Origin of the sequence: Pseudophaeobacter arcticus DSM 23566 (assembly GCF_000473205.1) — a bacterium.
Taxonomy (GTDB): Bacteria; Pseudomonadota; Alphaproteobacteria; order Rhodobacterales; family Rhodobacteraceae; genus Pseudophaeobacter; species Pseudophaeobacter arcticus.
Genome location: NZ_KI421507.1, coordinates 2471744 through 2496443 on the forward strand (window position 1 = coordinate 2471744; position 24700 = coordinate 2496443).

28 protein-coding genes are annotated in these 24700 nt (G+C 58.8%); 14 read left to right on the forward strand and 14 right to left on the reverse strand.

Features of this window, described 5'->3' with window-relative positions; all coding sequences use genetic code 11:
- Positions 1–12: 12 nt before the first annotated feature.
- On the reverse strand, positions 13–285 hold the full coding sequence (locus ARCT_RS28070; protein WP_154665381.1) for a hypothetical protein: 273 nt from the start codon (positions 283–285) through the stop codon (positions 13–15).
- Positions 286–431: 146 nt separating this feature from the next.
- On the opposite strand from ARCT_RS28070, the gene ARCT_RS0116155 reads away from it, so the two are divergent.
- The 8 genes from ARCT_RS0116155 to ARCT_RS0116190 all read left to right on the forward strand — a co-directional run bounded on the left by ARCT_RS0116155 (position 432) and on the right by ARCT_RS0116190 (position 4801).
- On the forward strand, positions 432–692 hold the full coding sequence (locus tag ARCT_RS0116155) for a hypothetical protein (RefSeq protein ID WP_027240997.1): 261 nt from the start codon (positions 432–434) through the stop codon (positions 690–692).
- Positions 693–712: 20 nt separating this feature from the next.
- Positions 713–1129 (forward strand): hypothetical protein, encoded by a 417-nt coding sequence (locus ARCT_RS0116160; RefSeq protein ID WP_027240998.1) that lies wholly within the window; start codon positions 713–715, stop codon positions 1127–1129.
- 41 nt (positions 1130–1170) lie between these two features.
- On the forward strand, positions 1171–2163 hold the full coding sequence (locus tag ARCT_RS0116165) for a DUF2303 family protein (protein ID WP_027240999.1): 993 nt from the start codon (positions 1171–1173) through the stop codon (positions 2161–2163).
- 92 nt (positions 2164–2255) lie between these two features.
- Entirely contained in the window at positions 2256–2417 is a 162-nt protein-coding gene (locus ARCT_RS28275) for a hypothetical protein (RefSeq protein ID WP_161631333.1), read from the forward strand.
- Between the two features lie 21 nt (positions 2418–2438).
- Positions 2439–2813 carry a hypothetical protein gene (locus ARCT_RS26355; RefSeq protein WP_205855533.1) on the forward strand — a complete coding sequence of 125 codons (375 nt, stop codon included), beginning with the start codon at positions 2439–2441 and terminating at the stop codon, positions 2811–2813.
- 40 nt (positions 2814–2853) lie between these two features.
- Positions 2854–3525, forward strand: coding sequence for a recombinase family protein (locus ARCT_RS26360; RefSeq protein WP_051360824.1), 672 nt, complete (start codon positions 2854–2856; stop codon positions 3523–3525).
- Positions 3522–3782: a pyocin activator PrtN family protein gene (locus ARCT_RS0116185; RefSeq protein WP_027241000.1), complete on the forward strand. Its 261-nt coding sequence runs from the start codon at positions 3522–3524 to the stop codon at positions 3780–3782. The genes ARCT_RS26360 and ARCT_RS0116185 overlap by 4 nt, the downstream gene beginning before the upstream one ends.
- 320 nt (positions 3783–4102) lie before the next feature.
- The gene (locus ARCT_RS0116190) at positions 4103–4801 is read left to right on the forward strand and encodes a glutathione S-transferase N-terminal domain-containing protein (RefSeq protein WP_027241001.1); all 699 of its coding nucleotides are present in this window, start codon (positions 4103–4105) and stop codon (positions 4799–4801) included.
- A 38-nt stretch (positions 4802–4839) separates the two neighbouring features.
- On the opposite strand, the gene ARCT_RS0116195 is transcribed toward ARCT_RS0116190, so the two are convergent.
- From ARCT_RS0116195 to ARCT_RS0116210, 4 genes are all read right to left on the reverse strand, one after another.
- Positions 4840–5460: an inner membrane-spanning protein YciB gene (locus tag ARCT_RS0116195; protein ID WP_027241002.1), complete on the reverse strand. Its 621-nt coding sequence runs from the start codon at positions 5458–5460 to the stop codon at positions 4840–4842.
- 51 nt (positions 5461–5511) lie between these two features.
- Positions 5512–6414 (reverse strand): EamA family transporter, encoded by a 903-nt coding sequence (locus tag ARCT_RS0116200; protein WP_027241003.1) that lies wholly within the window; start codon positions 6412–6414, stop codon positions 5512–5514.
- Between the two features lie 103 nt (positions 6415–6517).
- On the reverse strand, positions 6518–7594 hold the full coding sequence (gene ftsY / locus ARCT_RS0116205) for a signal recognition particle-docking protein FtsY (RefSeq protein WP_027241004.1): 1077 nt from the start codon (positions 7592–7594) through the stop codon (positions 6518–6520).
- 76 nt (positions 7595–7670) lie between these two features.
- Positions 7671–8318, reverse strand: coding sequence for a lysoplasmalogenase (locus tag ARCT_RS0116210; protein ID WP_027241005.1), 648 nt, complete (start codon positions 8316–8318; stop codon positions 7671–7673).
- A 185-nt stretch (positions 8319–8503) separates the two neighbouring features.
- On the opposite strand from ARCT_RS0116210, the gene ARCT_RS0116215 reads away from it, so the two are divergent.
- Positions 8504–8905 carry a hypothetical protein gene (locus ARCT_RS0116215; RefSeq protein WP_027241006.1) on the forward strand — a complete coding sequence of 134 codons (402 nt, stop codon included), beginning with the start codon at positions 8504–8506 and terminating at the stop codon, positions 8903–8905.
- A 21-nt stretch (positions 8906–8926) separates the two neighbouring features.
- Here the strand turns inward: ARCT_RS0116215 and xseA are convergent, their stop codons facing one another.
- On the reverse strand, positions 8927–10429 hold the full coding sequence (gene xseA / locus ARCT_RS26365) for an exodeoxyribonuclease VII large subunit (RefSeq protein WP_379573736.1): 1503 nt from the start codon (positions 10427–10429) through the stop codon (positions 8927–8929).
- Between the two features lie 189 nt (positions 10430–10618).
- Between xseA and purD the strand changes: the two genes are divergently transcribed.
- The 3 genes from purD to ARCT_RS0116235 all read left to right on the forward strand — a co-directional run bounded on the left by purD (position 10619) and on the right by ARCT_RS0116235 (position 13740).
- Complete coding sequence (gene purD / locus ARCT_RS0116225) at positions 10619–11884, forward strand: phosphoribosylamine--glycine ligase (RefSeq protein WP_027241007.1); 1266 nt, start codon at positions 10619–10621, stop codon at positions 11882–11884.
- Positions 11885–12140: 256 nt separating this feature from the next.
- Positions 12141–13022: a bestrophin family protein gene (locus ARCT_RS0116230; RefSeq protein ID WP_027241008.1), complete on the forward strand. Its 882-nt coding sequence runs from the start codon at positions 12141–12143 to the stop codon at positions 13020–13022.
- Positions 13023–13122: 100 nt separating this feature from the next.
- Complete coding sequence (locus ARCT_RS0116235; protein ID WP_027241009.1) at positions 13123–13740, forward strand: LuxR C-terminal-related transcriptional regulator; 618 nt, start codon at positions 13123–13125, stop codon at positions 13738–13740.
- 273 nt (positions 13741–14013) lie between these two features.
- On the opposite strand, the gene ARCT_RS0116240 is transcribed toward ARCT_RS0116235, so the two are convergent.
- Together ARCT_RS0116240 and ARCT_RS0116245 are read right to left on the reverse strand one after the other, a co-directional pair.
- Positions 14014–14841, reverse strand: a complete 828-nt coding sequence (locus ARCT_RS0116240; protein ID WP_027241010.1) for an FG-GAP repeat domain-containing protein — start codon at positions 14839–14841, stop codon at positions 14014–14016.
- Positions 14841–15164 (reverse strand): 2Fe-2S iron-sulfur cluster-binding protein, encoded by a 324-nt coding sequence (locus ARCT_RS0116245; protein WP_027241011.1) that lies wholly within the window; start codon positions 15162–15164, stop codon positions 14841–14843. The genes ARCT_RS0116240 and ARCT_RS0116245 overlap by 1 nt, the downstream gene beginning before the upstream one ends.
- Before the next feature lie 613 nt (positions 15165–15777).
- Between ARCT_RS0116245 and ARCT_RS0116255 the strand changes: the two genes are divergently transcribed.
- Positions 15778–16296, forward strand: coding sequence for a peptidoglycan-binding domain-containing protein (locus ARCT_RS0116255; protein ID WP_027241012.1), 519 nt, complete (start codon positions 15778–15780; stop codon positions 16294–16296).
- A gap of 301 nt (positions 16297–16597) precedes the next feature.
- Entirely contained in the window at positions 16598–17266 is a 669-nt protein-coding gene (locus ARCT_RS0116260; protein ID WP_027241013.1) for a Crp/Fnr family transcriptional regulator, read from the forward strand.
- Positions 17267–17329: 63 nt separating this feature from the next.
- Here ARCT_RS0116260 and ARCT_RS27210 read toward each other — a convergent pair whose 3' ends face one another.
- The 6 genes from ARCT_RS27210 to rpiA all read right to left on the reverse strand — a co-directional run bounded on the left by ARCT_RS27210 (position 17330) and on the right by rpiA (position 24569).
- Positions 17330–17896, reverse strand: a complete 567-nt coding sequence (locus ARCT_RS27210; protein WP_084300890.1) for a thermonuclease family protein — start codon at positions 17894–17896, stop codon at positions 17330–17332.
- A 427-nt stretch (positions 17897–18323) separates the two neighbouring features.
- Positions 18324–19829: a Do family serine endopeptidase gene (locus tag ARCT_RS0116270; RefSeq protein ID WP_027241014.1), complete on the reverse strand. Its 1506-nt coding sequence runs from the start codon at positions 19827–19829 to the stop codon at positions 18324–18326.
- 470 nt (positions 19830–20299) lie between these two features.
- Positions 20300–21181, reverse strand: coding sequence for a protease modulator HflC (hflC, locus tag ARCT_RS0116280; RefSeq protein WP_027241015.1), 882 nt, complete (start codon positions 21179–21181; stop codon positions 20300–20302).
- Entirely contained in the window at positions 21181–22341 is a 1161-nt protein-coding gene (hflK, locus tag ARCT_RS0116285; RefSeq protein ID WP_027241016.1) for an FtsH protease activity modulator HflK, read from the reverse strand. The genes hflC and hflK overlap by 1 nt, the downstream gene beginning before the upstream one ends.
- A 69-nt stretch (positions 22342–22410) precedes the next feature.
- Positions 22411–23766, reverse strand: coding sequence for a glutathione-disulfide reductase (gor, locus tag ARCT_RS0116290; protein WP_027241017.1), 1356 nt, complete (start codon positions 23764–23766; stop codon positions 22411–22413).
- A 14-nt stretch (positions 23767–23780) separates the two neighbouring features.
- Positions 23781–24569, reverse strand: a complete 789-nt coding sequence (gene rpiA, locus ARCT_RS0116295; protein ID WP_027241018.1) for a ribose-5-phosphate isomerase RpiA — start codon at positions 24567–24569, stop codon at positions 23781–23783.
- Positions 24570–24700: the final 131 nt, after the last annotated feature.

Here is a 24700-nt window from a genome sequence, read left to right on the forward strand (position 1 = left end):
CTGCCGATCAGATTAATTGCCAGGATCCTCTGGTATCTGACGCGCAGCCGCGCTCAAGCGAAGAAGATCTTGGGCCAACTGATCGGCCTGCTCTGGCGTCAAGACGATTTGAAGCGCATCAAGTTTCGCCTGTGTATTCGCTACCGCCACCAGATGTTCAACTGATTGAACCGTCTCAAGTCGCAATAGACACGACATCCCAAATCCAACAGCGGGCGTCCAGCCCACCACCGGACAAAGAGTGATGTTTCCCGACTTATCCGTATCCCAACCTGCAGCTGTCATGAATGCTCTCCCTCAAAAAGCAAAACAATCGCAGCAAGAAACATTTTCAGCAACACCCGCAGCGTGAGCGCTGCACTGGGGCGCGGCACAGAAAGCCATCACTCACGGACAACCGCCGCGCCCCAACCGATCAACAGGAGGCACCCATGCAACAGATAACCCAGGACAAGGCCCCCATGCGCGCCGCCATGCTGGCCCATGATGTCGCCTTTCAGCGCTACGCTGCCACTCGCAACGGGATGCACGGCGAACAGTTCAGCCCGACAGCGGCGACCGAACACCTGCGCACCGTCTGTCGGATCCAGAGCCGCAAGGAACTGGCGACCGATGCCGCAGCCTTCCAACGATTTCTGCGCCTGCACACTGATTTTGAAATCAGCGCTGGCCGCTTGCCGACCCCACGCTAACCCGAAAGGAACCTCAAGTGATGACCGCCCACCTGCCCCCCGCCATGACCAAACCAGAGCCAAACGACCCCTACAAAATGCGCTCCATTGAACAGATTTTGTCGCTGTTTGATGGGGGCAACTTCCTACAGCAACTCATGACCGATCACCGTCAGTTGCAAATGGATCTGCTGGAACACAAGGCAGAGCATGGCGCCAAGGGCTGCAGCGGCAGCATGACCATCACGCTGAACTACGCCCTGGGCAATTCCGGCGATGTGGCGATGGGCGCAACGGCCAACTTCAAAGGGCCAAAGAAACCCCCATCCAGCGCCGCAGCCTTCATCAACGAAAAGGGCGAACTGACGCTCTACAGCCCATTCATGAAGCAGATGCACCAACCGCGTGATGTCACCGACTACGACCCCGAAACCGGCGAAATCCGAGATCTGGATTAAGCAGCCACGAAACAAACAACTCAGCGCCAAAGGAAAACCAAATGGCATATGACGACCCAGACGTAATGCAAAACCCGGCTGAAACCATGCGCAAGGTCATGGAAGAAATCGGCAATCACACTCCAGTCACCTTACCCGATGCACTGGACCTGACCAAACCCGCCATCATCAGCAGCCCAAAGCACCGCGACACCAAGAACCTGACAGGCGAGATCCGCGCCGCTGCCGAGTTCCTGAAACCAGCCAGGCGCAAGGGCACAGCGCAACTGGAAGATCTGCAAAGCCTGATCGACTGGGCCAATCGGTTCAAAGGCGATACCTCTGCCCTGTTTGCGCGCGCTGATATGAAGGCCCCCAAATTGACCTGCATTGCGGATTACCACGCGGGCGGCGCGATCGACCCCGTGTCCGCCACCGGAGACGCAACAGCGCGCCACTGCCATCACAAAGCCATCTACAGCTTCCCCCTGTCAGATGAATGGGAGGCCTGGATGAATATCTCAGGCGAGGCACTGGCCAAGGATGAAATGGGGGAATTCATCGAAATTCATGCCCTCGAGGTCATGGACCCAACCCCAGCGATTATCAAAGGATCTGCCTCCGACAAGAACCAAGGTTGGGAAAACCGCCTGATCGAAACCGCAGACAAGATCGAGGGCCGGTTTGGCCAGCTGCACCAGCTGCTGCAGATGAGCCGACAGTTTCAGGTGTTTGAGACCAGCGACCTGAAGGTCAGCACCAACCGCGACTCCGGCGAATCTCAGATCAGCTTTCTGAATGAGCATAAGGACGCAGAGGGCGCACCATTGCAAATTCCCAACCTGATCATCATCGCCATCCCCGTGTTCCGGGGCGGTGCCCCTTATCGCATGGCCGTGCGCTTTCGCTACCGCAAAAGCGGCAGCACCGTGAAATTCATCATGACGGTTTTCAATCCTGAAAAATACTTTGAAGACGCCTACCGCGAGGCGGTGGCGAAAGCCCGAGAAGGGACGGAACTCCCCCTTTTCTATGGCAGCCCAGAAGCCAGCTAAACCCGCCTGACTTCTCTTTTTGCCCCCTCATCAACAGAGGGGGCAGCGACGGAAACCAGCATCGAAACCCACACCAATCTAAGGAGGACGGCATGAAAGATCTGCGAGTTTGTGAAGGCTGTGGCGGGTGGCGTGAAAAATATCGCGTCTGCGAAGAATGCGGCTGGGGCGACATGCGAGAAATGGCCCCGCCAGAACCCGAGGGAAACAGCCGCAGTTTGCGCCGATTGCTCAAGAATAAGCGCCGCAAGTAATGCCAACCCACCCCCACTTTGATGGAGCGACCTATGAACGGAATCGAGAGCATCGCCGCAGAGCGCAAGCGGCAGATCGAGGTAGAGGGCTGGACGCCCGAGCATGACGACGCCCACAGCGACGGGGAAATGGCCGGGGCCGCTGCCTGCTACGCGATGCAGGTTGCGCTTGACTGCATTGGTCGCAACGACCTGCACCAGACTGTCAGCCGGACAATCCGAGAACTGTGGCCATGGTCATCGCACTGGTGGAAGCCGAAGAACCGACGCGCCGATCTTGTCAGAGCTGGCGCTCTGATCGCCGCCGAGATCGACCGCATCGACCGCGCCGAGAATGCCCGGATCAACGCCGAGGGGTGGCAGGACGCACCCGGGCGCATTCCAGACTACGACTAAATCCAGTTACCCCCGAAACCGCACTTTTCGCAGGAAAACCGTGACCAAGCCTGAGATTGTCAAAGTGGGTTACGCCCGCGTTTCCACCATAGAGCAGAACCTAGACATGCAAATCACAGCCCTCAAACAATACGGCGTCAAAGATGCAATGATCTTTACCGACAAAATGAGCGGCGCAAAGCACAACCGGCCCGGCTTGAAAGCGGCGATCTCTGCAGCTTCAAAACTTGGGGGTGAATTTGTGGTCTGGAAGCTCGACAGGCTGGGACGCACATTGCTCGGCATATTGGATTCGATGCAAACGTTTGAGGCCAATAACGTCCTGCTGGTGAGCCTGACAGAGCGCTTTGACCTCGCCAACCCCATGGGTAAGGGGATGTTTCACATCATGGCATCCCTAGCGCAAATGGAGCGTGACCTGATCAGGGAGCGCACGATCGCAGGCATGAAGGCGGCAAAGGAGCGCGGCGAGCGTCACGGCAGACCACAGACGATGACACCAGAGCGGATCAGGAAGGCAACAGAACTGATTGGAGCTGGTGTATCGGCCACACAGATCATTCCCGCAATGCAGGCGTTGCCAGGGCCTCCCATCAACAAGTCCCGCGTCTATCAATGGGTCAGGGACTTCAAAAAACGGCAGACCAAAACGCCACCAGCTCCATGCCTAAAAGAAATAACCGACAAAACTGAAAAAGGGATCTCCCGATGAACACTCTTTGGCTACTAACAGCAAAGTATGAAGGCAAGCCAGTGGTGTCAGCCGATGAGGTGCGCCAAGATTATTTTGGCGGAATGAACCGCGAGGTATTCCTCAAAAAAGTGGACAGTGGAGAAATCCCCCTGCCCCTTACACGTTTAGGGTCCGGTCAGAAGGCTGCCAAATGTGTCCACATCACAGATCTAGCCAAGTACATCGACGCTTGCGCTCTACAGGCAAGAAAAGAGCTGCAACGAAAGATTAGTTAAGCAACTCAGCGGGGAAAGTATGCCCCGCAGTATGCCCTAATAAGAAATGTTATTTTTACTATTTAATTACAAATACTTACACAATATGAAATCCGGTTACAAATCGCCACGATGTTGATGCAAAATCCGATACGCCGGTTGGCCCCCTCAGTCAAGAGGCGCGCGCGTACTGAGCACGCAATCACTGCCCTGTGATCTGTCACACTTGCCGCCAGGCTTGCGTGCCCGGGGTGCCCATGCTGTTATCAAGCCTTGAGTGTTGCACACAGGTTTTACACCAGCCTAACCAGGTTTTCCACCGGCTTAACAAAGGGCAGATCATGCAGGATCCAATCGCGCTATATTACTGGCCAACGCCAAACGGCTGGAAGATTTCCATCGCGCTGGAAGAAATGGGCCTGCCCTATACGGTCAACCTGATTGATATTTCTGCTGGTGATCAGTTTGCAGCGGAGTTTCTAACGATCTCGCCCAACAATCGTATGCCCGCCATTACCGATCCGGATGGCCCCGATGGCAAACCCGTTTCCCTGTTTGAGAGCGGCGCGATTCTGCAATATCTGGCGCGCAAAACCGGGCAGTTCTACGGCGAAACCGAACGGCAGCGCCTGGTGGTGGAGCAATGGCTGATGTGGCAGATGGGCGGTCTGGGGCCGATGGCCGGTCAGGCGCATCATTTCCTGAAATACGCACCAGAGCCAATCCCCTATGCCAAGGACCGCTATCGCGCCGAGGTTGCCCGGCTGTACGGTGTGCTCGACCGGCAATTGGCGCAAAACCAATATGTGGCGGGTGACAGCTTTACCATTGCCGATATGGCCATCTGGCCCTGGGCCTCATTGTGGGAAGGTCAGGAGCAGTCTCTGGATGACAAACCGCATATGGCACGCTGGCTGGATCACCTTTGGGCCCGCCCCTGTATCATCGCCGGACGAAGCCTGGAGGCTGCGCGGCGCGGCGATCGCTCTGACAGCCGCGCACAAGAGGTGATCTTTGGCAAAGACCCCGCTGGGCAATAGACCCGCCTGTGCTGGTGCCCAGGTTCTGATCCTGGTGCTCAGGCCTCGTCTTCATCGGACAGGCCGTATTGCTGCAACACCCGCCCCTGGAACATAAAAAAGGCAAACATCGCCACCGGCAGGCCAAAGGTTTTGAAATAGACCCAGGTATCTGTGCTAAAGCTGCGCCAGATCGCCTCGTTCGCCAGCGCAAGTGCCAGGAAAAACAGGCAAAAACGCCGGGTGAGGATCATCCAGCCCTCCTGTTCCAGCGGCATGAGCTCTTCCATCACCAGCTTGAGATAGCTTTGACCGCGCAGCAGGCCTATCCCCAGAGCCCCGCCAAACAGCAGGTAGATCAGCGTTGGTTTCATCTTGAAAAATCGCTCATCATTGAGCCAGACCGACAGCCCCCCCATAAAGACCACCAGCACCAGCGTGGCCAGCTGCATCTTTGACAGATGGCCCGTGAGCTTCCACAGCGCCAGCGTCGAGAGCACCATCAGCGGGATAAAGGCCGCCGTCACGATGATAAAGCCCTTGTACTCCTGCCCGGCGATCAGAAACACCTCTTCGCGCAGTTTGATGTAGCCGATAAAAAACAGAACAACAGGGCCAAGCTCCAGCACCAGTTTCAGGGTTGGATTGATCTTCTTGGCTGCACTTGTGTCGCGCGTCATGGAATCTCCTGTAGGTCTATGCCGCTCTGGGCATTTTGGGGCAGGCTGATGTCAGCCCCCCATCTCCACTATCACGGCGCCCAGCGCGATCAAAGCCATCAAGGCAATGCGCCGGGGACCAACGGTTTCTTTCAGCACCAGCCAGCCGATGAGGGCGGCAAAGACGGTTGAGGTCTCGCGCAGCACGGCCGCCTCGCCGACCTTGTCCAGTCGGGTGGCCAGCATCACCGCGCCAAAGGAGGCAAAGGCCACAAATCCGCCAAAGATGCCTTTGACCACCAGAGGGGCCAGGTCAGGTTTTTTGGTCATGCGGCGCCAGCGCAGACAGGCATAGGGCGGCATCACCAGACCGTCGATCATGAAGAACCAGGCGAGAAAGGTGAAAGGATCGGCAGTGGCGCGGATACCATAGGCGTCATAGGTGGTGTAAAGCGCCACAAACAGCCCGGTGATCAGCGCCAGAAACATCGCCAATCCCAGGGTTTCGCGGTGGGTCTCCAAGTAGCGGTAGTTATAAGCGGCAAGACCAAAGATCCCCGCCAGCAGCACCCCGACCCCGGCCCATTGCACCAGCGAAAAGACCTCTCCAAACAGATAGTAGGAACCGATCACCGTGAACAGTGGTCCGGTGCCGCGCACCACCGGATAGACCACCGTATAGCTGCCCTTGGTATAGGCCAGCGCCTGCAAGACCTTGTAGGCCACGTGAATCCCCCAGACCACGGCAAATATTGGCCACATATGGGGTTCCGGCCAGGGCACCACAAAAAGCGCAAAGGGGGCAGCCATCAGCCCATAGGAGGCATCAATGGCGCCGCGTGACAGCCAGGGGTCGTAGCGCCCCTTTTGCAACGCGCCAAAGACCGCATGCAGGAAGGCCGCCATCAGGGCCAGCCCCAGCGCGGCCTGATGCCCGGCCTCGGTGCCTTCCAGGGAGATTAACCATTCGCTCATTTGGGCAGCTCAATCTGTTTTTGAAGAGGCAAAGTTGGGGGTTTTCCACCCCCAAACCCCCGGAGGATATTTACAGCCAAATGAAAGGTGGCGGGGCATTTTGTCAGGGTTGGTCCAGACCGGTCAGGGCAGCAGCGAACTCTTCGGGGTCAAAAGGGGCAAGGTCGTCGATCTGTTCGCCCACGCCGATGGCGTGGATGGGCAGGGCAAATTTATCTGCCAGCGCCACCAGCACGCCGCCTTTGGCGGTGCCATCCAGTTTGGTCATCACCAGCCCCGAGACATCCGCCAGTTTCTGAAAGGTCTCAACCTGGTTCAGTGCGTTCTGACCGGTGGTGGCGTCCAGCACCAGCAGGGTATTATGCGGCGCGGTCTCGTCCTTTTTGCGGATGACACGGATGATCTTGGAGAGTTCCTCCATCAGGTCGGCCCGGTTCTGCAGACGCCCAGCGGTGTCGATCAACAGCAGATCAGCGCCATCTTCCTGGGCGCGGGTCATGGCGTCATAGGCGAGGCTGGCCGGATCAGAACCTTCGGGGGCGGTCAAAACCGGCACCCCGGCGCGATCGCCCCAGACCTGAAGCTGTTCAACAGCCGCCGCGCGGAAGGTATCACCTGCAGCGATCACCACGTTTTTTCCCGCAGCCTTGAACTGGCTGGCCAGTTTGCCAATTGTGGTGGTCTTGCCCGAGCCATTGACCCCGACCACCAGAACCACCTGAGGGCGATGCGCATAGAGTGGCATCGGTTTGGCCACCTGTTCCATCACCCGCGCCACCTCGGCGGCCAGCAATTCCTTGATCTCGCGGGCGGAGAGTTTCTTGCCCAGGCGTCCTTCGGCCATATTGGCGGTCACCCGCAGCGCCGTGTCCACCCCCATGTCGGCGGCGATCAGCAGCTCTTCGAGTTGCTCCAGCATCTCGTCATCCAGGGTTCGACGCTGTTCGCTGCCAGTGCTGCGTCCCACAAGACGCCCCAAAAGACCTGCGGGTTTTTCTGGTATCACTGCTGTGTCCTGCGAGCGCCCATTGGGCGCCGCCTCCGCACCGGCTGACTCCTCTGCGGTGGGCAGCGACGCGACCTCTGCTGGGCCGCCCTCATCAACAATTGCCTCCAGCCCCTCGTCCAGTTTTGACGAGGATTTGAACAAGCGCTCCTTGAGCTTTGAGAAAAACGCCATCAGGGCCTCCGCAAAAGGGTTTCCCCCTCACCTAATGCGGATTGCACCGGGTTGCAAAGCGGATGCAGCGCCACAGTCAGGAAAAAGACAGATAAAAACCCGCCTGTGCGCCCCAATAGAGCGGCCAGACCAGATAGGGCGTATACCGGCGCAGCGGGTGATCTTCTGGCAGGACAAAGGTTTCAAAGGCCAGGATCACGTCAGAGGCCATAAAGGCCAGAGCTGCAGGCACAACCCAGATCAGCGCTGGATCAGTCAGCGTGAGCGCCGCAAGCCCCATGGAGAGAATGATCGGAATGTAGAGCAGGACCGGGATTTTCAAATCACCCGCTCTGGGAGCCAGAACAGGCACCATCACCAGGCCCAGCGCAACAATGGCACCGGTGAGCCCCAGGCCCGGCATCGCCCAGATCTGGCCCAGGTCACTACTGGGATGCCCTAGAAACAGGACCACATACGCCAGATGACCAAGGGCAAAGGCCCCCACCCCGCCCATGAAGGCTTGCTCCCCCTCCAGCGACAGGAAAAAATCACCCAAGGCACAAAGTGCCAGCCCCAGGACCAGCCAGAGCGGCGCGCCCAGACCCGAGGCTGCAATCGCCAGGGCCGCCACCGAGAAGGTTTTGAGCAGGCTGCGCAGGGCGCTTGGCCTGCAGGCGGTGAAACCGAGATAGCCCAGGGCCGCGCAAACCGCTGCGGCCTCCAAGATGCCTGTGCCTGTCATCTGTTGTTCTCCTGTCTGAGCTGCCGTTTTGTTATGCCAACAGGCGCTATGCTTGCCTCTCCCTATGCTTGCCTCTCTTGGCAGGTCTGGTCAAAGGTGACCCGAGGAAAGGCAAAAGCGATAGTCGGGTGCAAATGGGGCTGAGGGTCTTTGCCTATCGACGGGCCTCTGTCACAGTCTTGGATATGCGCCAGCTTTTGATTCTCTTTACCGTCCTTGCCCTTCTGCCGCTCTCCAGCCAGGCCGCCGACCCGATGGGAGCCGAGGAATTCGATCGCTACACCAAAGGCAAGACCCTGTTTTACGGCTTTGACGGCACCGCCTATGGGGTGGAACGTTACCTGCCCGGGCGACGTGTCCTCTGGTCGTTTCTGGATGGACATTGCCAAACAGGCATCTGGTACGAAGACGCTGGACAGATCTGCTTTGTCTATGAGGACAACACCACGCCACAGTGCTGGAGCTTTTCCCTCACCCCCGATGGTCTGAATGCGCAGTTCCAGAACGATCCGCAAGCCACCGAACTGTATGAATCCGGTGAAATGGGCGAGGAAATGCTCTGCCTTGGGCCAGAGGTCGGGGTCTAATGCCGCTAAGGTCTGCAGTTCTTATTTCTGAGCCGCTTCTTTTGCATCCAGATCCAGGACCCCATCCGAAAATTCGATGCTGAGCGCGGGGGCCGCAGCGGCCTGTGCCCGAGTGGTAAGAACCTCTGCGCCGCTGCGCACCACAGCATAGCCACGCGACAGGGTCGCCTTGTAGCTGAGGATATCCAGCTGACGCCCCGAGGCCTCCAGCTGTTGGCTTTGCCGGGCAATGCGCACCGCCTGCGCTGCAACCATGCGAGCGTTCAGCTTCTCCAGATCGGTCTTTTGCCGGGCAATTTCCCGTGCAATCGGATAGGGGGACAGTTTGGCAATCGCCGTTTCAAACTGTCCGCGCCGTCTTTGCACCAGGCTGCGCAGGGTGGCAGGCCGCAGCCCGGCAGAGGCCTTGCCCAGCCCCACCTGCCGCTGGTGCACCGCCGACATCAGGGCGCGCGGTAGATTATAGCCCGCCTGATCCAGGCGCTGGCGCGGGGTTTCAAGCAGGCTGTCGGGCCGCGGCATGGCGCGGGACAGATCGTTCAGCCGCTGACGGCGTTGCTGCACCGCCTGGCCGGTGCCGCGCAGCAGCCGCGCCCCCTGATCCTCGACCCAGGCCATCAGTTCCAGCCGCACCGGTACCGCCAGCTCTGCCGCCGCAGTTGGGGTTGGCGCACGGCGATCCGAGACATAGTCGATCAAGGTGGTATCCGTCTCGTGGCCCACCGCCGAAATCAGCGGAATATCCGAGGCCGCAGCAGCGCGGGCCACAACCTCTTCGTTGAACCCCCAGAGATCCTCGATCGCGCCGCCGCCACGGGCGACAATGATCAGATCCGGGCGCGGCAAGGCGCCCCCTGGGGTCATCCGGTTGAAACCTTCGATGGCACGCGCCACCTCTGGCGCGCAATTGGCCCCCTGTACCGCCACCGGCCAGACCAGCACCTTGCGCGGGAAACGTTCCCGCAGGCGATGCAGAATATCGCGGATCACCGCCCCGGAGGGCGAGGTCACCACACCGATGATATGTGGAAGATAGGGCAGTGGTTTCTTGCGCTCGGGCGCAAACAACCCCTCAGATTCGAGCTGTTTCTTGCGCTTTTCCAGCAGTGCCATCAGGGCGCCCTGCCCGGCAACGGCCACCTCGTCGACGTTCATGTTGTATTTTGACTGCGCGCCAAAGGCCGTCAGCCGCCCGGTAACAACCACCTCCAGGCCTTCTTCTGGCACCACTGACAGGCTGGAAATCTGCCCTTTCCAGGTGGTGCAGGCCAGAACCGAGCGGTCGTCCTTGATATCATAATACAGATGGCCCGAGCGCGCCTTGAACACCCGCCCCACTTCTCCGCGCACGCGAATGCGGCCAAAGGTGCTTTCCAGCGTGCGTTTTACCTCACCAGAGATCTCTGAGACGCTGAATTCCGGCGCGTTCTGGCCAGAAGATTCGCCCGCTGTCTGGCCTGATGTCTGGCCCGGTGTCTGGCCTGCTGTCTGGCCGGGAGTTGGATCTTCAAATAGGTCGGACACGAAAACAGCGCTCCTGCGGCAAAGTTGGCGTTCTGAGCCTGCATCGGGTGCAGGTTCTTGTTTTGCGGGCTCGCGCAGCATAGAACCCGCGGCAAGCAAGGCAAGCCCCGACAATTCGCTTTGGGGTCCACGGGTACACCTGATCCCGTCCTGGGCGACAGGCGAGATCAGCAGATCGGAGACGACACGATGAATATTCTTATCCTTGGCAGTGGCGGGCGCGAACATGCCCTGGCCTGGGCCGTGATGCAGAACCCAAAATGTGACAAGCTGATCGTCGCGCCCGGCAATGCCGGTATCGCCCAGATCGCCGAATGTGCCAGTCTCGACATCATGGACGGGGCCGCAGTCACCATCTTTGTCGAACAAAATGCCATCGGCTTTGTCATCATTGGCCCCGAAGCGCCACTGGCCGCAGGGGTGGCCGACCGGCTGCGCGACGCTGGCGTCCTGGTCTTTGGCCCCTCCGAAGCTGCCGCGCGGCTTGAAGCCTCCAAAAGCTTTACCAAGGAAGTCTGCGATGCGGCACAGGCCCCAACTGCGGGCTATGGCCATTTCACCGAGGCCGAGGCCGCCAAGGCCCATATTCGCCTGCATGGCGCGCCGACCGTGGTCAAGGCGGATGGCCTGGCCGCCGGCAAGGGCGTGATCATCGCCATGACCGAAGAAGAAGCGCTGGCGGCGATTGACGATATGTTTGGCGGCGCCTTTGGTGGCGCTGGCGCAGAGGTGGTGATCGAAGAGTTCATGGAGGGCGAAGAGGCCTCGCTCTTTGTCCTGGTCGATGGGGAAGAGGTGCTGTCGATTGGATCCGCCCAGGACCACAAACGCGTTGGCGAAGGCGACACCGGCCCCAATACCGGCGGCATGGGGGCCTATTCCCCAGCGCCGGTGTTGACTGCCGAGATCGAAGCCAAAGCGATGGAGGAGATTGTCAAACCCACCATGAAGGTCATGGCAGAACGCGGCATGCCCTATCAGGGCGTGCTCTATGCTGGCCTGATGATCAAGGACGGCCAGCCCCGTCTGGTGGAATACAACGTGCGCTTTGGCGATCCAGAATGTCAGGTGCTGATGATGCGCCTGGGGGCCCAGGCGCTGGACCTGATGCAGGCCGCTGCCGAGGGTCGCCTCGCCGAGGCCCAGGTCAACTGGGGCGATGACCATGCCATCACCGTGGTCATGGCGGCCAATGGCTACCCGGGGTCTTATGAAAAGGGCACCGTGATCAAGGGATTGGATGCCCTGCCTGAAGACAGCTCCAACATGGTGTTTCATGCGGGCACTGCCGCAAAGGATGGCAACATTGTTGCCACCGGGGGACGCGTTCTCAATGTGACCGCACGGGGCAATAGCCTGAACGAAGCCCGCGACCGCGCCTATGCCATGGCGGATCAGATTGACTGGCCTGAGGGCTTCTTGCGCCGCGACATCGGCTGGCGGGCACTGGGCTAAGCCTTCGAGTCCATGGATTGAACACCAAAGGCCCGGGACTCTCGGGCCTTTTCCCTTTGCCCTGTTTCATAGCGCCCTGTTTCATAGCGCCGTGTTTCAGGGTGCCGTGTTTCAGGGTGCATTGTTTCGGGGCGCTATTGCACCATTTGGCAACGGGCTGACGGGAATGGCAGATTTTTGGACGCCTTTACGAGGTGCATGCGACTCTGCTTAAGGCTTTACTGCCTCAAGATCCTCTTATTTGAACGGGCCTCCCATGATTATCCGCGAAAAAACCGGCCTCTTTGAGCTGCTCTTTGCCACCAAGGGCTCAGTCTTGCCCCACATTCTGCCGCGTATCCTTACGGTTTCGATTTTGGCCATGCTCATCGTCTGGATTGATGGCTGGGTCATTTCCCTGCCCCATCTTGATGCGGCCCCCTTTGCGGTCTTTGGCATTGCGCTCTCACTGTTTCTCGGCTTTCGCAACAATGCCGCCTATGAACGTTGGTGGGAGGGGCGCAGGCTCTGGGGGCAGCTGGTCGCGGATATGCGCTCTCTGGCCCGCGACAGCAGGATGTTTTTGCCTGAAGACGCCGCCCGCCAGGAGGTGCTAAAACTGGCCCTGGACTTTTTGCATCTGCACCGAGTCAATCTGCGCAAGCTAAAGATCAGCGAGACGAAACAGAACTGGTCCGGGATGGATTTCAGCCAGGCCGCCCATCCGCCCTGTGCCGCCCTCAACGCCGCCACCGCCACGGCGGTCAAGGCCGCCCCGGATGGCTTTGCCCGCAAGGCCCTTTCAGAGCGGCTGGCCTCAATCGCGCTGGCCCAGGCAGGCTGCGAGCGCATTGCGACCACCCCGCTGCCCTATGTCTATTCGCTCTTGGTGTTTCGCACCACCTATCTCTATTGCCTGCTCATTCCCTTTGCCCTGCTGGAAGATGCCGCCTGGATAACGCCGATCTTTGTTGCCATCATTGCCTATGTGTTTTTTGGCCTGGCGGAGGTCACCGAAGAGCTGGCCCGTCCCTTTGGCGAGACGGTCAATGGCCTGCCGCTGGATGCCATCTGCCGCACCGTGGAGATCTCCATGGCGCCTCATCTGGACATCAAAGCACCGCCAGCGCTGCAAGCTCAGGGCTATTATCTAAGCTAACGCCCCGTAACATCCTCATTTTCCAGAAGCCGGTCTCTGTCAAAGCTGTTTCCATGCCGCCCTTCCAAAGCTACAGTCGTCACAAGATCTTGGAGGGACGATGGAACAACAGCCCTGTTCGGACACGCTGGACCAGCTTTTCGGTGCGGGAGATCTGGCCAAACTGGCCTTTGACTTTGCTCCTGTTGGCATCGTGGTCACGGAAAACCGGGTCCTGCGCGAATGCAATCAGCGCTTTTGCCAGATGTTTGGCTATAGGCATGCAGAGCTCGTGGATCAGCTTTTTGCCTTTCTCTACCCCTCTGAAGAAGAGTTTCAGAATCTGCGCACCCGCGGCGACAAACTCCTGAGCCAGGGCAACCCCTATTGGGATGAACGTGTCATGCGGCGCAAAAATGGAGAGCTGTTCTGGGTCCGGGTACGCGGGCATACCTTTACCCCCGACGCCCCGCTTGGGCGTGCGGTCTGGAGCTTTGCCGATCTGTCCTCACAGCGCCCTTATCTGCCGCTGACCCGACGCGAACGCGAAGTCTATTCGCTGCTAGGCGAGGGTCAGACCAGCAAGGAAATCGCCCGCTCCTTGAACCTCAGCTACCGCACGGTCGAGGTGCATCGCGCGCGTTTGCTCAAAAAGATGGGGGTCAACAATACCGCCAGTCTGTTTTCCTCGCTGGGCGATATTGGCGGCGACCATGTGGTGCGCAGCAACAACTCCTAATCGCCGACTTGCAGCTTCGACAAACAGCCCAGGCTCCCCGGAGTATAGGAAAGCCACCCGCCAAAGGTCCGGCCCCAACCTTCGATAAATAGCCAGCTCCAACAGGGGTTCAGCTAGGCCTTGCTCCCCAAAAAAGGGGGGGCTCCCGCGCGCTTTGGCATTCAAGGAATGCCACACCCTTGGGCCCGGCGCCGCGCTCACGCGCGGCGCGGTTGCAGCTAGCGCATCTCCTCCGCAGCACGTGAAAAGGACGGCGCACAGAAGGGGCAAAAACTACGGACAGTCCAGTGTGGCCTCTAGGCTGGCCAGTCCGGAAAAGGAACCGATATCACGACTGCTGATCTGGTCTGCTGCCAACTGCACGGCTATCAATCTCTGCCAATCGGCATCAACAAGGAGTAACTCCGGAGGTTGCGCACAGCCCTGCAGGCTTGAAGTGATAAAATCGTCACCAATTTGATGGTTGGTCAGGCCTGACAGGGCAGCAACCGGGGTGAGAGCGCCCGCCTCAAACCGCCAGATCCGCAGGGTTTTTGCCAGATGCGGCCGGTCAACATAGGCAAGCTCAACCCGTCCGTCACCGTCAAGGTCACCCGCAGCGACTGGCGCCAGCCAGCGGTTGGCACGGCCAATATGAGGCGTCTCGGCAATCTTGCCATCACCCCCATGCAAAGCCAGCGCTGCGCCCTGTGCCATGTCGGTCTCCACCACCATCGCCGCATCTGGACGCCCATCCAGATTGAGGTCGACCAGCCGTGGGCGCAGGTCTTCAAAGACGTGGTCCTGCGGCAGATCTATCGCCATGCCAAAAGGCACCTGCCCCGGCCCCGCAAAGCGCAGCATCAGGCCAGACCACTCCAGCGCGTCGCCCAGAACACCATGACCATAACGGGCTGTGGGATTGATGAATTCCGCCCGCAACACTTCGGCAGGCCAGACCGGAGGGGACCAATGTCCGATATCATCCGGCCCCATCCCTTCGGCCGCGAGAGATTGGCCAAGGACGATCGCCAGCCACAGGAGCATCCCCTGCCCCGCGCGGCGCTTCAAACCGAACCACAGGCGCGACATCAGACGCCGCGCCATGGTCCGCGCGCGCATCAGATCTGTTTTTCAGGCATCTGGACGATCAGGCCTTCCAGCTCATCCGTCACCTTCACCTGGCAGGTCAGACGCGAGCGCGCCGGATCCGGCTCAAAGGCAAAATCCAACATGTCTTCCTCCATGTCATCTTTCGCCGGAAGCTTTTCGACCCAATCCGGGTGAATATAGACATGGCAGGTGGAGCAGGCACAGGCGCCACCACAATCTGCCTCAATGCCCGGAATATTGTTATCGCGGGCACCTTCCATCACGGTCAGGCCATTGGCTACTTCCACAACATGTTCAGTGCCGTTGTGTTCGACATAGGTAATCTTTGCCATCGTTTGCTCTTCCCCTTCTCGGTATTTAGCTGAATATGTAGCCAAGCCCCTGCGCCTGCACCAGCCCAATTTGCACAGATCAATGACAGGGCTGGGCCCTCGCTGCAAATGTTCTATGTTTGTTCCTTTTGTCGCACTTACCATCCCCGGTACCCACGGTTCTGCCGCCCCCGCCCGTCTGACCACAACGCAACTATAGTCCGCACCCAAGAATGCCACGGGACCCCTTGTCAGGCTGGTGATGCTCTACCAATGCCCAGGTGCCGCCAAGGGCGGAGTGTTTGCCCCCCTGGAAGATGAAACCGACACTGCCCCCACCATGCTCTGGCAACATCATCATCTGGCGCAAAACGCCGCGCGCCTTTGCCGCTCAGTAATGTCTGGCCGCCTGGTGCGCGTCATCGGCAGGGGGCAAAGGCGCGCATTCAGTCCCTCATGGCATCGCCCAAGCGGTCGAGGATTTTCGCCTATGCTGGATCTTTTGCCTACCGAACGGTGGCGGCAGGGTGATCCTGCCTTTGCGCCCACTCAGGATCTGGTCTAGTCTGGTTTCAAATGGCCGTGCACAGGGATGGCCCAAAGGATCGTCAAAAGAAATCGAGCACCCGCAGGCATGACCACTCCATACGCCCCCCTTGTTGCGAGCCTGTCGCTTTTTATGGCCATTGGCCTTGGCGCCTGCCTCCCCCTGGATCCGGCAGTCGGCAGCGGGACAGCCCCCCCAGAGGCCCCGCCCGGCGCGCCGCCGGGCACCTGTTGGCACCGCAACACCAGCCCGGCCGTTATTCAAACCGTCACCGACCAGGTTCTGGTCACCCCTGCTGTTGTGGATGCGACGGGTCAGATCACCCAGCCAGCGGTGTTTCGCACCGTCACCCGCCAGGATATCGTCCAACCCCGGCGCGACACCTGGCTTGAAACGCCCTGCCCGGAGCAGCTGACGCCGGAATTCACCGCCTCGCTACAACGCGCCCTTGCGGTACGCGGCTATTATCGGGGCACGACAACCGGACAGATGGACCGCGCAACCAGAATAGCCATCCGCCGCTACCAAAAAGAGACTGGACTGGACAGCAGCACCCTGTCGTTGGACACCGCCCGACAGCTGGGTCTGATCGCCATCGCACAGTAGCCCGCACAATAGCCCGCACAGCAGCCCACACAGTGTCATGTCGCCTCCAGGACCTGCGCAGACCTGGACCTCTCAGCTGCGCCACGGTTGGTTTCGCTCAACGCCCGATGCCCTGCGGTATCCCACATGTTGAAGCAAAATCTGAGAAAGCAACAGAAAGACGCAGCACGGCAAGATCCGGCACAGAGTTCCCCAAACCGTTCCGCTCTGCTAGAACCCCTGCAAGGCGCTGGATCCAGCCACTGGGCCAGCCCCGCCCGGAACGCTCATCTGGCACAAAAAGACGGAGACCAGAGACACAATGCGAAACGACCGCCTGCCAAAGACCGGCTTTTTGTCTGCCGCCTCGGCCCCGCTGCGGGAAATGCTGGAAAGTCAGGCCAGCGAAGTGCGGCTCTCCAATGGCGAGGTCCTGTTTGAACAGGGCGACACGGGTGACGCCTTTTATGCCATCATCCAGGGGTCTTTGGAGTTCTCCATCCTCTCGGCCGCGGGACGCAAGCTCTCGCTTGACCTGATGCGGCCCGGTGCTGTCTTTGGCGAGATCGTCTTGTTTGATCCCGGCCCGCGCACCGCCACGGTGACTGCGGCAGAGCCCAGCCGTTTGCTGCGCCTGCGCAACCGCGACATTCTCACCCAGATCCAGAAACAACCGGAACTGGCCGGGGACCTTTTGCGGCTGGCCGGGCAACGCATGAGATGGATGAATATGCAGCTGAACGAGCAGGTGTTCCTGCCGATGCCGGTCCGCCTGGCGCGCAAGCTGCTCTATCTGGTGCCGGACAGTGGCAATGGCCGACTGGCCCTGTCACAGACAGAACTGGCGGAATATGTTGGGGCGACCCGCGAAGCCGTGTCAAAGACCTTGTCAAACTGGAAGCGCAGCCAGCTGATCGAAATCAGCCGCGGCGGCTTGCAGATCCTGGATCGCAGCGCCCTTGGGCTGCTGGCCGAACCAGAATCAATCTAACACAGCAAGCGTTTTTGCAGACAGCCCCTTCGGGCCATCCCTGCAATTGTCCAATCGGACAGCCTAGTTCTGTAGCTTGCGCCATTCAGAAGGCGTAGGTGTCTGGGCCTGCCAGATCCCTATGTGGGCAGCCTGCGCCTGAGCAGCCTCTGGAAGATAATAGCCCTGATCCTGATCGGGCCAGGCCAGGCCCTCAGCCACCAAACGCGCGCCCACATCCAGACCGTCTGCCTTGCAGGAGGCCAGGTAGTGACCATAGCTGTCGCGTTCATTGCCAAAGCACTCGATCCGCTCAGCAGAGCCCAGCATGTCCCGAATCCGATCTTCCGCCTCTGCCGCGCATTCCCAGTAATCGCCATTTGCAGAGTTGCACTGCTGAGCAACTTCTGGCGCTTCAATGCCCATCAGACGAATTCTCAGATTGCCCAGTGCCAGAAAATCCCCCTCGACAATGCGAAAGGCACCACCCGGCACCGAAAGCAGAGGATCCAATACAGCGGAGAGGCGTTGAATATTGTGCAATTCCATAAACACCCGTGCCGATACGGAATCGCCTTTGGGCAAATCTGCGGCAGATACCGCGCCTGCCATAAACGCAAAGACAGTACTTACAATGGTTCGTTTTATCATCAGGTGGCCATTCTGGTTGTGGGAATGAGTAACATCTGCCCAGACTGTGCAATCCAAGAGGCCAAGAATATGTTAACTCACGTCATTTTTTCCGCTTCACGGGTGCAAAAATCACAAACAGGACCGCAGGCGAGCCCGATGCTGGCCTAAATCTGGCCCGGCATCTGGCCTGGGATCCGGAAATTTATATTTCTTTTTGCCCCCTGTGAACCAGTTCACAGAACCGCGTCGCAGGCGCTGCCATAACTCCCCCACGGCAGCATTATCATTCCATCCCGATGACTGCCTGTTCCATAAAAGAGCCATATGCCCGCCAGCATATGGCTCTTTCCCTTTTGGCCAGAGGCATAGTTGCCACCCGGAACAGCATGCAAAAAGGCCGAGGAAAACCCCGGCCTTTTGTCTGAGTTGGCTCTGCTGAACGCCGCTATTTGAGCAGGTTCAAAGCAACAAACCGCGGATCCCCATTGCGACGCACCAAAAGCAGAAGCGACTTGCGCCCAGCCTCTTTGGCTTCGGAAATACGGGCTTCCAATTCGCTGATCGTCGCCACCTTCTGTTGACCCGCCTCGGTGATGACATCACCGGCGCGCAGACCTTTTTCCCAGGCCTCAGACACTTCATTGACGGATAGAATAACAAGCCCATCAGTGCCGGCAGGCAGGTTCAATTCTCCGCGGATCTGGTCGGTCAAGATCCCGACAGACAGGCCAAGCAACTCTTTCTCGGTGACTTTTGGCTCCTCGGAGTTGTCATCCGTGGTGGTGCTCGACTGACGCTCGGCATCTTCGCGACGGCCAAGGGTGACTTTCAGGGTCTCGGTTTTGCCTTCACGATAGACAACCACCCGAACCGTCTTACCAACCTCTGTATTGCCAACGGTGCGCACCAGACTGCGGGTGTTTTTCACCTCTTCGCCATCAAAGCTGAGGATCACATCCCCCGCCTGCAGGCCAGCCTCTTTGGAGGGGCCCTCCGGCACATCGGTAACCAGTGCGCCCTTTGCTTCGTCCAGGCCCATGGCCTCAGCCACGTCATCACTGACGTCCTGAATGCGCACGCCCAGCCAGCCGCGACGGGTCTCGCCGAACTCTTTCAGCTGCACAACAACCTTGCTCACCACATTGGAGGCCATCGAGAAGCCGATGCCAATGGAGCCACCATTGGGAGAAAGGATTGCAGTATTCACCCCAACCACTTCGCCGTCCATGTTGAACAGGGGGCCGCCAGAGTTGCCTCGGTTGATCGCCGCATCCGTTTGAATGTAGTCGTCATAAGACCCCGACAGCTCACGGTTACGGGCAGAGACGATACCGGCAGAGAGCGAAAACCCCTGGCCAAGCGGGTTCCCCATGGCCACAACCCAATCACCAACGCGGGCGGTATCGCTGTCGCCAAAGCTGACAAACTTCAGCGGCGCCGGAGCCTCTACCTTGAGCAGGGCAATATCGGTATTGGGGTCGGTGCCGATTACCTTGGCAGGCAACAGCTCTTTGGGCTGGCCGTCGCCGGGGAAGAATTCGATCTCGATCTCATCGGCATCGGCAATCACGTGGTTATTGGTAACGATATAGCCGTCTTCCGAGATCACAAAGCCGGAGCCAAGCGCCGAGGAGCGCTGCGGGCGATTGCCGTTGTCGCCATTGTTGCCACCATTGCGATCCTGAAAATCGCGGAAAAAATCCTCAAAGGGAGAGCCCTCGGGCACAATGCCCTGCGGGCCAGTGCGACCTTCGATTACCATGGTGGTGGTGATATTCACCACCGCCGGGCTGACCTCATCGGCCAGCGGTGCCAGACTTTCCGGGCGGGCCTGTGCAGACAGCATCTGCGCCATGACCAACACCAAGCTGAGCATCCCCAGCCAAAGCACCCGCCACATGGTGGCCTGTCCGTTTTGTTCTTTTGAAACTGCAATTGCCTGAGGCTGCACGGAACTACTCCTTGTCATCGCCATTCCTGTTTTCGCCATATTCTTGTTCTGCCCTCATCCCCAAATCTGACTATCAAGAGCTGTAGGATACAGACCCGATCCAAATACAAGCTGAATCCTACAGCAGTTATATTTCAATGTAGGGGGAGAATTTCGTTTCACAACACCTGCAAGAGCCAATCAATTCGTTGTGAAGAAACCCGATCATGTTTTCGCGCCCCCAAAAGGCCTGGCTTCTGCGTGCAACATTAGCACTGTTGCTGCCGAAAACAGCCCGAAAAAGCAAACCCGGCGGAGAGCCGCCCAAAAACAACGACTTACAGCAACAGATCCCAGAAGCTCCAAAAGGCTCACCGCTGGGAAAATAGACTGGACAATTATGCTGGGCCAATAGGCTGGACAAATAAAAAAGGGGCCGACCGTCAGGTCAGCCCCTTTTGTGATTTTTCAAACCCTCACACCAGAGGGGATTACTGCGAGGCAGCGGTACCGCGAGAAGACTTCAGATAGTTGAAGAACTCGGAATCCGGTGACAGCACCAGCGATGAGTTGCTCCCCTTGAGAGCGCCCTCATAGGCGTTCAGGCTGCGATAGAATTCAAAGAATTCCGGATCACGACCATAGGCCTCGGCAAAGATGGCGTTACGTTCCGCATCGGCTTCACCACGGATCACCTCGGCTTCGCGTTCTGCGTCAGAGACCAGCTCTACCTCGGTCCGGTCTGCCAAAGCACGCACACGTTGCGCGGCCTCGTCACCACGGGCGATTTCATCCGCAGCTTCCCGCTCACGTTCAGCGCGCATCCGGGAAAAGGTTGCTTCCAGGTTGGCCTGCGGCAGGTCGGTGCGCTTCAGGCGAACATCAACCACCTCCAGGCCAAAGCCCTCAGCCTGGATGATTGCACCATTGCGGATCCGCAGCATCAGCGCCGCCCGGTCAGACGACAGGATATCATTGGAGCTGACAGAGCCCAGAACCTCACGGGTTGCGGCCCGCATGATCTTGTCCAGGCGGGTTTCACCACCGCTAATACCGCTGGCACCAACCGCTTGGCGGAACTGTTTGACGTCAACAATTCTGTAGCGTGCAAAGGCATCCACCACCAGACGACGATCATCGAGCGGAGTGATTTCCAGCGGACCAACCTCAAGGCTGAGGATACGGTCATCATAGCTCACCACCTCGTCGATCAGAGGCACCTTAAAGGCAAGACCCGGATCTTCCTTGACGGCAACCACACGACCAAAACGAAGCACCAGCGCCTTTTCAGTTTCTGTCACGATAAAGATCGAAGACAGCATACCAACAACGGCAAGAACCAGAACAGGCAGAAGGAAAGTTGTCTTATTCATCAGTTGGTCCCTCCCGAACGGCGCAACTCATTGAGCGGCAGATAGGGCACAACACCCTGGCCACCTTCGCCGGTGGATTGATCAAGAATGATCTTGTCCACATTGCCCAGAACCGTCTCCATGGTTTCCAGATAGAGCCGCTTGCGGGTCACCTCGGGTGCCTTTTGGTATTCGGTCAGAACCGCCGTGAAACGGCTGGCTTCACCCTGGGCCTCGTTGACCACCTGGGCGCGATAGCCTTCGGCTTCTTCCAATGTCTGTGCCGATTGACCACGGGCTGCCGCCAGTTTGCGGTTGGCGTAGGCATCCGCTTGTTTCTCCAACCGGTCACGTTCCTGGCCGGCCGACTGTACGTCGCGGAAGGCGTCTTTCACAGGCTCTGGCGGATCTGCACCGTCAAAGTTCACCCGGACGACATTCACGCCGCTGTCATAGCTGTCGAGCGTCGACTGGACCAGCTCTTCCAGACGGGCAGTAATGGCGCCACGATCCCGGTTCAGGATTGGGGCCAGTTCCGACTGCGCAATGATTTCGCGCATCGCCGATTCAGACACCGCCTGAATTGTCGCCTGCGGGTCGCGCAGGTTGAACAGATACAGGGTCGGGTCACTGATATTCCAGACCACCTGGAAATCCACGTCGATGATGTTTTCATCCCCGGTCAGCATCAAACCTGCATCGCTGCCGCGCGAGCCTGCACCGATGTTTTCGGTTTGCTCAACCCGCACCGGGATCACGTCGTAGGTGACAAACGGCCAGGGGGCAAAGTTCAGACCCGGCAGGCCGGTTTTCCAGTATTCACCCAAGAACAGCTCAACAGACTGCTCTTCGGTTTTGACTGAATAAAAGCTGTTCATGCCCCAGAGCCCAACACCAACAACCGCAGCAATTGCCAGGGTGCCTTTGGTGAACAGCGGGGAGCCACCGCCCTGGCCGCCACGGTTACCACCGCCTTGGCCAGTGCCGCCACGACCGCCCATCAGGACGCGCAGTTGTTCCTGGCCCTTTTTGACCAGCTCGTCGATTTCAGGGATCTGGGGGTCTTCGGGACGTCGGCCACCGCCGCCACCCTTGTTCCCACCACCATTGTTACCACCCTGGTTGCCTCCGCCGCCAGAAGAGCCTCCGCCCCCCCAGGGGCCACCGCTATTGCCCGCCATATGTCTCCTATCCCTTTTCTGCCGCATGTCGCGGCATGTTCTTCAAACCTGTGGTCAAACTTTGTAAAATCAAGTCGTCCGGCTTGGTTGTTTCATTGTGACCAATTCTTCCGACATGGTGGGGTGAACCGCAACCGTCCGATCGAAATCTTCCTTGGTTGCTCCCATTTTTATCGCAATACCGGCCAGTTGGATCATCTCGCCTGCCCCCGGCGCCACGATGTGGCAGCCCAGAACCTTGCGGTTTGCCTTGCTGACGATCAGTTTCATCAGGACTTTTTGCGCCCGCCCGGCAAAGCTCTGTTGCATCGGCTTGAAGCTGGCGGAATAGACCTCGATTGGTTCCTGTGCCGCTGCCTCTTCTTCGCTCAAACCGACGGTGCCCATTTCCGGCTGGGTAAAGATCGCCGTTGGGATCAACTCGTGGTCGGGGCTGGTCGGATTGCCCTTGAACACGGTCTCGACAAAGGCCATGCCTTCGCGGATCGCAACCGGCGTCAAATTGGCACGGTCGGTGACATCGCCAATGGCATAGACCGAGGGCACCCCCGTCTGGCTGTAAGCATCAACCAGGATTTCACCCTTTTCACCCCGTGCAACGCCCAGGTCCTCAAGCCCCAGATTGTCGGCATTGGGGTGGCGGCCGGTGGCATACATCACCTGATCAAACAGGCTCTCATTGCCCTTGGTATCGGTGACGCGGATCTTGTCGCCGTCCTTGACCATGGACACCACATTGGTTTCCAGCTGCAGATCAATGCCATTCTCGATCATGCCTGCCGCGACCACGTTGCGGGCCTCTTCGTCAAAGCCGCGCAGGATCTGCGTGCCGCGATAGAACTGCGTGGTCTTGACACCAAGCCCATTCATGATGCCGGCAAACTCTGATGCGATATAGCCGCCGCCCACAATCAGGATTGCCTCAGGCAATTTATCCAGGTGGAACATCTCGTTCGAAGTGATCGCCAAGTCCGAGCCGGGGAATTCCGGCACGGTGGGCCAGCCGCCCGTAGCGATCAGGATATGTTTTGCGGTCTTTTGCGTGCCATCCGCCAACGCCACGGTATGCGCGTCTACCAGGGTGGCGCGGCTGTCGTAATTGGTGACCGAATTGTTCTTTAGGATGCCGCGATAGATGCCTTCCAAGCGGTCCAGCTCGGCGTGCAGCTTGACCTTGAAGCTGTCCCAATCAAAGGCGCCGCCCTTGATGTCCCAGCCATAGGCCCGGGCCTCCCCCACCATGGCAGAATACTCAGAGGCAAAAACCATCAGCTTTTTGGGCACGCAGCCGCGAATGACGCAGGTGCCGCCATAGCGGTCTTCTTCGGCCAGGGCGACATTGGCGCCTTCCTGTGCGGCCACACGCGCGGCGCGCACCCCGCCAGAGCCACCGCCAATAACAAAAAGATCGTAGTCAAAGCTCATTCTAATTCTGCCTTTTAGTCGGAGAGATCGGAAAACAGATTGTCCGTTTCGACAAAATCCAGCTTTTCCCGCTCTACCGTGCCTTCGTTGATATCTCGCACTTCCACATTGCCATCCCCATAGCCGATGATGACGGTGTCACAGATATCAATGAACAAGCCGTTTTCAACCACGCCGGGGATCTGGTTGATCACCAGCGCCAGCTGACGTGCGTTGCCAATCCGGTTCAGATGCAGGTCCAGAATATAATTGCCCTCATCGGTCACAAAGGCCCGGTCCGCATTCATCCGCAGGGTGGCGGAGCGCCCCAAAACATCCATAGAAACAAGAGTTTCCTCGATCAAAGCCTGACTGGTCTGCCAGCCAAAGGGAATGACCTCTACCGGCAGTGGAAAGGCCCCAAGGTTTTCAACCTCTTTGCCCGCATCTGCGATCACCACCATTTGATCAGAGGCCGTGGCGACGATCTTTTCCTGCAACAGGGCACCGCCGCCGCCCTTGATCAGGTTGAGATCCCGGTCGAACTCATCGGCGCCGTCAATGGTCAGGTCCAGCCACCTGGCCTCATCCAGCGAGGTCACGGGGATGCCCACCTCACGGGCCAGCTCAGCGGTGCGGGTCGAAGTGGGCACGGCGGTGAACTTCAGCCCCTCTTCGCGCACCATTTCCCCAAGGCAACGCACCAGCCAGGCCGCGGTTGAGCCCGTGCCCAAGCCAACACGCATACCATCCTCAACCAAGCCCACCGCACGTTTGGCCGCAACAAATTTTGCCTTGTCGATAGGGGACAGTTCTCCGGTCATTGGCTGGGCTCCGTGATCAGGTGTTTGCCTGCTTATAGGCAAAGCCCCGCTCTTAGGCGAGCAGCAATTGGGCGTCCCGACCACCTGCAGCCCCTCGCAGCAGGTAAACATGTCGCTGAAAGGCGTGTTTC